General features: G+C 77.0%; 6 protein-coding genes and 1 pseudogene. All 7 read left to right on the top strand.

What is annotated here, in order from left to right; genetic code table 11:
* Positions 1-571, top strand: a 571-nt coding sequence (locus CBZ_RS19690; RefSeq protein ID WP_130783132.1) for a CHAT domain-containing protein, incomplete at its 5' end; no start/stop codon positions are given.
* Positions 572-677: 106 nt separating this feature from the next.
* Complete coding sequence (locus CBZ_RS19685) at positions 678-1,061, top strand: VOC family protein (protein WP_130783131.1); 384 nt, start codon at positions 678-680, stop codon at positions 1,059-1,061.
* Between the two features lie 113 nt (positions 1,062-1,174).
* Positions 1,175-1,615 carry an ATP-binding protein gene (locus tag CBZ_RS19680; protein WP_246013563.1) on the top strand — a complete coding sequence of 147 codons (441 nt, stop codon included), beginning with the start codon at positions 1,175-1,177 and terminating at the stop codon, positions 1,613-1,615.
* 150 nt (positions 1,616-1,765) lie between these two features.
* The gene (locus CBZ_RS19675; protein ID WP_130783130.1) at positions 1,766-3,295 is read left to right on the top strand and encodes a MinD/ParA family ATP-binding protein; all 1,530 of its coding nucleotides are present in this window, start codon (positions 1,766-1,768) and stop codon (positions 3,293-3,295) included.
* Between the two features lie 182 nt (positions 3,296-3,477).
* Positions 3,478-4,044 (top strand): hypothetical protein, encoded by a 567-nt coding sequence (locus tag CBZ_RS19670; protein ID WP_130783129.1) that lies wholly within the window; start codon positions 3,478-3,480, stop codon positions 4,042-4,044.
* A 174-nt stretch (positions 4,045-4,218) separates the two neighbouring features.
* Entirely contained in the window at positions 4,219-4,878 is a 660-nt protein-coding gene (locus CBZ_RS19665; protein ID WP_130783128.1) for an RNA polymerase sigma factor, read from the top strand.
* Positions 4,879-5,027: 149 nt separating this feature from the next.
* Positions 5,028-5,294, top strand: a pseudogene (locus CBZ_RS19660) (hypothetical protein); the annotation flags it as partial.

Here is a 5,294-nt window from a genome sequence, read left to right as displayed (position 1 = left end):
GCGCTGGCTCGACCTGCGCCGCTCGACGCCGCGGCTCGACCGGGCGGGCTTCGCCGCGGGCCCCGGCGTCGCCCGCGGACCCGACGAGGTACGTGCCGCGGCCGCGAGCTGGGCCCCGCGGGACGTCGTCCTCGACGGCGCGGCGACCGTCGCGGGCGTCGCGTCGCTCGCACGGTCGGTGGATGTCCTGCACCTGGCCGCGCACGGCCGGCACTCGGCGGACAACCCGCTGTTCTCCGGCGTCGAGCTCGTCGACGGCACGTGGTTCGGGTACGACGTCGAGCGGCTGCCCCGCGTCCCGCCCGTGGTCGTCCTGTCGGCGTGCGAGCTCGGCCGGTCCGCGAGCGGCTGGGGACGCGAGGCGCTCGGGATGAGCCACGCGTGGCTGCACGCGGGGGCCCGCACCGTGCTCGCCGCGAGCGCGAGCGTGAACGACGGGGTCGCGCACGACCTGCTCGGTGCCGTGCACGGCGAGCTCGCCGCGGGCGCCGCACCGGCGGAGGCGCTCGTGACGGCGACGGGCCGGGTGAGGGTGCGCACGCCGTTCGCCGTGCACGGCGCGGGCTGGTGACGGCTGCTGCGCGCAGCGTTCGCCGGCGTGGGCCCGCCGTCGGCGGTCCGTCGGCAGTCGGTCCGAGGGGTGTCGGCGCGCCGCGACCCAGGTGCACAGTGGGGCGATGAGCCTCGTGCAGGTCGCGCAGCGCGCGACCGACCTGGACCGTGCCGCGGCGTTCTACACCGACCTGCTCGGGCGAGGCCCGACGGCCCGGTTCGACCCACCCGGACTGCTGTTCTTCGACCTGGGCGGCGTGCGCCTGCTCCTCGAGGCGGGCGCGCCGTCGGCCCTGCTGTACCTGCGGGTCGACGACGTCGTCGCGACCGTCGAGCGGCTGCGCGCCGCGGGTGTCCCCGTCGAGGGCGAGCCGCACGTGATCTTCCACCACGACGACGCGACGCTCGGGCCTGCGGGCACCGACGAGTGGCAGGCGTTCGTGCGCGATCCCGACGGCAACCTCGTCGGGCTCGTCGAGCACCGCGCGACGCCCCCGGGACCCGCCTGAGCAGCGACGTCACCCCCCGCGCGGCCGGGTGCCCGGGGCGACATCACCCGACCGAGTCGCGGTCCCGCCCGGCGCGACGCCGCCCGTTCGGGCACCCTGGACAGGTGGGTGACGTGCGAGACCTCCGGAGTGCGGCGAGCGTGCGGCGGCAGCAGCGGCTGTCGGTCGACGACGAGGTCGTCGTGCGCGCCGAACGCTCCGCCCCGCGCGCGGCGCGGCACTGGGTCATGCGCACCGTCGCAGAGGCGGGCGTGACCGGCGCGAGCAACCAGGTCGTCGAGCTGCTCACCGGCGAGCTCGTCTCGAACGCCGTCGTGCACGGCCCCGCCGACGGCCTCGTGCACGTGCGCGTGAGCATCGGCCCGGGGTTCGTGCGGGTCGGCGTCTCCGACGACGGCGGCGGCCGCCCCACCGTCACGCACCCCGAGCCCACCGCCCCGAGCGGCCGCGGGCTCGCACTCGTCGAGGCGCTCGCGGAGTCGTGGGGGACCACGGCACGTCCCGACGGGCACCCCGGCAAGACCGTCTGGTTCGAGCTCGACCTCACCGACTGACGTCCCGTCCGGTCCGACGGGCCCTCGCGGACGCGGCACCCGGTCCGCGCGTGACGCCCGTCCGACCGTGTGGCCTGCGGGTCCGCGATGCGCGGTCCGCCCGGTGCGCGTAGGTTCTGGGACGTGCGACCAGCCGACGAGGGACCAGTGATGACGACCGACGGCACCGACGAGCAGGCACCGGCCGCCCCCGCGCGCATCCCCGACATCCGGGCCGAGGTCCGGCAGGACGGCACGGGCGAGATCTCCGTGGACGGCGTCGTCGAGCAGGTGCGGACGGGCAGCCTGCAGGAGGCCGGCGCGGCGATCACCGAGCGGATCGCGGCGCTCGCCGGATCGGTCGGCTCGCCGCTGCCCGCGCAGGTCCGCGACCCCGACGGCGTGTGGTCGCTGCTCATCCACCCCGACGGCCTGGTCGACGAGGCCACGGTCGACGAGTCCGCGACCGAGGACGAGGCGACGACCCCGTCCGCCGGCACGGTCCTCCCGCCCGTCGGCCCGGCCCCGGGCGTGGCGTCCACCGCGCCGGGTGCGTCGGGCACCACGGGCCCGTCGAGCACGACCGGCACCACCGTCACGCCGCCGACCGCGCCCGCCGACGCCGCCACCGGCCCGTCGGCGACCGGCACGTCCTCCTCGACCTCCCGGGCCACCGCGTCCAGCCGGGCGTCCGGCACGCCGAGCCACTCGACCGCCGGCACGTCGAGCCTCACCGCGACCCCCGTCGAACCCGCCCAGTCGGGCGCGCTGCCGACCCTCGACGACCTCCTCGCGGCCCGTCACCCCGCGTCCGACGGACCCGCCGAGCACGGGTGGCGCGGCGGGGTCCGGCGCGCGACGTTCGGCCTGGTCTCGCCCGGGCCCGGCCGCGCCGAGCGCAACCGCCGCTCGCAGGCCGCGTCGGTGCGGCGCGCGTTCGACGGCCCGAAGACGGTCGTCGTCGTCAACCCCAAGGGCGGAGCCCACAAGACGACCGCGACGATGCTGCTCGCGGCGTCGTTCGGCATCCAGCGCGGCGGCTACACGCTCGCGTGGGACAACAACGAGACGCGAGGCACCCTCGGCTGGCGGTCCGCGCACACCGAGCACACCCGCACCGCCGTCGACCTGCTCAACGCCCTGCCGCGGCTCGGCGGCCGCGCGACCGTGCGGATCGGGGACCTCGACGGGTTCGTGCGGACGCAGGCCACCGAGCAGTTCGACGTCCTCGCGTCCGACGAGAGCTCGTCGTCGCTGTCGTCGGTCGACGCCGCGTCGTTCGTCGCGCTGCACCAGGTGCTGTCGCGGTTCTACCGGGTGCTCGTCATCGACACGGGCAACAACATGCGCGCGTCGAACTGGCAGGCGGCGATCGACGCCGCCGACCAGATCGTCGTGGTCTCGACGATCCGCGAGGACACCGCCCAGTCGGCCGCGTGGGCGCTCGACGCGCTGCGCGCCAAGGGGCACGAGGACGCCGTCCGCCGTGCGGTGACGATCCTGTCCGCACCGTCCCCGAAGGTCGACAAGGACCTGCGGACCCGGCTGCGCGGGCACTTCGGCGCCCTGACGCGTGCGGTCGTCGAGGTGCCGCACGACAAGGCGCTCGTCGCGGGCGGGCCGATCGACTACGAGTCGCTGAGCCCGACCACGCGCGACGCGTGGCTGCGTGCGACCGCGATCGTCGCCGACGGCCTCTGACCGACCAGCCGGCAGTCGGACCCGTCCGTCCAGACGCTCGACCCCGTCCTGGTGACCGCTCTGCGTGCTCGTCCGGTCACCAGGACGGGGTCGTGGTGCGCCTGGACCAACCCGCACGCGATCCTTCGGCACGCCGCCGGGCGTCCGGGCGGATGTCGGTGGTCGGGTCCACCCTGGTGCGCATGGTGACGATCTCCTGCTCCTGCGGGTCGGTGTGCGACTCGCGCCGCAACCCCCTGCGCGGGCTGGACGTCGCGGAGCGGCTGCGGCTCGTCGAGGAGGCGTTCGCGGTCCACGACGGCTTCCTCACGCTCGAGGTCGACGCCGCGTGGCACCCCGGCTCCGACGACCCCGGCCCGTCGTGCGTCGTGCTCGTCGACCTGGACGAGGTCGACGCGTGCGTCGGTCTCGCGGCCGACGACGCCGCGGCGGTCCGTGCGGCGCTGCGCGGCACGAGGGTCGGCGGGCGGCCGCTGCCCGCGCCCGTCCTCGTCGACGGCACGTGGTTCCGGGTGGCCCCCGCGCAGGGGTTCGTCCCGCACGTCACGTACGTCGTCCACGACGGCGCCGGCACGGTCCTGGAGGTCGACGAGCCGCTCGTCGAGCGGGACCTCGTCGCCGAGCTCGTCGACACGTTCGCGCGCGCGGGCCGCGACGGCCTCGTCCACCTCGACGCCGTCGCCGCGCGACGGTCGCTGGCCGGTGCGCTCGACGCGGCCCGGCACGCGCCCGCGGTGGCGGTGGCCTGACCGCGGTTCCGGGACGGCCCCGGTGCAGGTGGCGTCCGGGGGGCTCGACGGCGGCGGCGCCGGAGCGCCGTCCGTACTCGTCGCGAACTCGTCGTGCGGGTCGTGCAAGATCCGTGCCGGTCGGCACAGAGAGCGGGTGAGGACCTCACCGCACCGACCACCCCGGGGAGCAGCGTGCCGACGCCGACACCGACGACACCGGTCGACGACTCCGTCGACGCACCGGCGGACGCCGTGACCACCGGCCCCACCGGCCCTGCCGGTCCCGGCGACGACGTCGACCACGGCGGGCCCGGCGGCCCGGCCGACCCCGCCCGTCCCGTCGACCCCGCCGACACGGCGTGGTTCGAGGCGGTCGTGCGCGAGCACACGACGGCCGTCCACCGGTTCCTCGTGCGGCGCGCCGGACGTCAGGACGCCGAGGACCTCACCGCCGACGTCCTGACGGTCGCCTGGCGTCGCCGCGACGACGTCCCGCGCGGCGCGGAGCTCCCGTGGCTCTACCGGACCGCGGGGTACGTGCTGGCCAACCACGTGCGCAAGGCGCGGCCCGTGCCGGTCGCCGACGTGCCCGAGGGTCTCGACCCGACGGACCCGGCCGTGCTGGCGGTCCGCGACGAGCAGGTCCGTGCGGTCCTGGCCGCGCTCGGAGTGCGCGACCGGCAGATCCTGCTGCTCAACGCGTGGGAGGGTCTGGCCGGGCAGGCGCTGGCCGACGTCCTCGGCATCTCGCGCGGCGGGGCCGACGCGGCCCTGAGCCGTGCCCGGGCACGCCTGCGCGAGGCGTGGGACGGGCAGGACGCGGACACGCCCACGGCCGCCACCGACGCCTGACATCACCCTCGGGCGACGCGTCGCACCGGTCGTCCGTACGGCGGACCTCGTCGCGGCGACGGGTCGGGCGGCGGCGCGGTGCAAGGGACGCGGCGGTCGGCACACAAGCAGGGCAGAGCAGCATCCCGTCCCGCACCCCAGGAGCGACCGTGTCCGACGACCAGACCCCCCGCCCGGCTGCCGGCGACCCGACCCCGGGTCCCGACGCCGCCGACGCCCTGAAGCCCGTCCCCGACGCGGACGACGTCGCGTTCGCCCGGCTGCGCGCCGCGGACCCCGCGGCCGGCGTGACGCCGGACGTGGACCGGGTCCGGGCCGCCGTCGCGGCCCAGGTCGCCGCGGAGGCGGGCACGACGGCGACCACGGTCGCGGGCGCCGTGCCGGCCGTCCCCGACGAGCTCGCCGCAGCCCGGTCG

The sequence above is a fragment of the Cellulomonas biazotea genome (assembly GCF_004306155.1).
Taxonomy (GTDB): domain Bacteria; phylum Actinomycetota; class Actinomycetes; order Actinomycetales; family Cellulomonadaceae; genus Cellulomonas; species Cellulomonas biazotea.
Note: the sequence above shows the minus strand (reverse complement) of the source record. Positions and strands in the feature narration are given on the sequence as shown.

What these genes read in the sequence shown, in the direction of transcription:
- CBZ_RS19670 (WP_130783129.1), top strand. Translation starts at nt 3,478, where the DNA reads ATGGTGACGATCTCCTGCTCCTGCGGGTCGGTGTGCGACTCGCGCCGC.
- CBZ_RS19675 (WP_130783130.1), top strand. Translation starts at nt 1,766, where the DNA reads ATGACGACCGACGGCACCGACGAGCAGGCACCGGCCGCCCCCGCGCGC.
- CBZ_RS19685 (WP_130783131.1), top strand. Translation starts at nt 678, where the DNA reads ATGAGCCTCGTGCAGGTCGCGCAGCGCGCGACCGACCTGGACCGTGCC.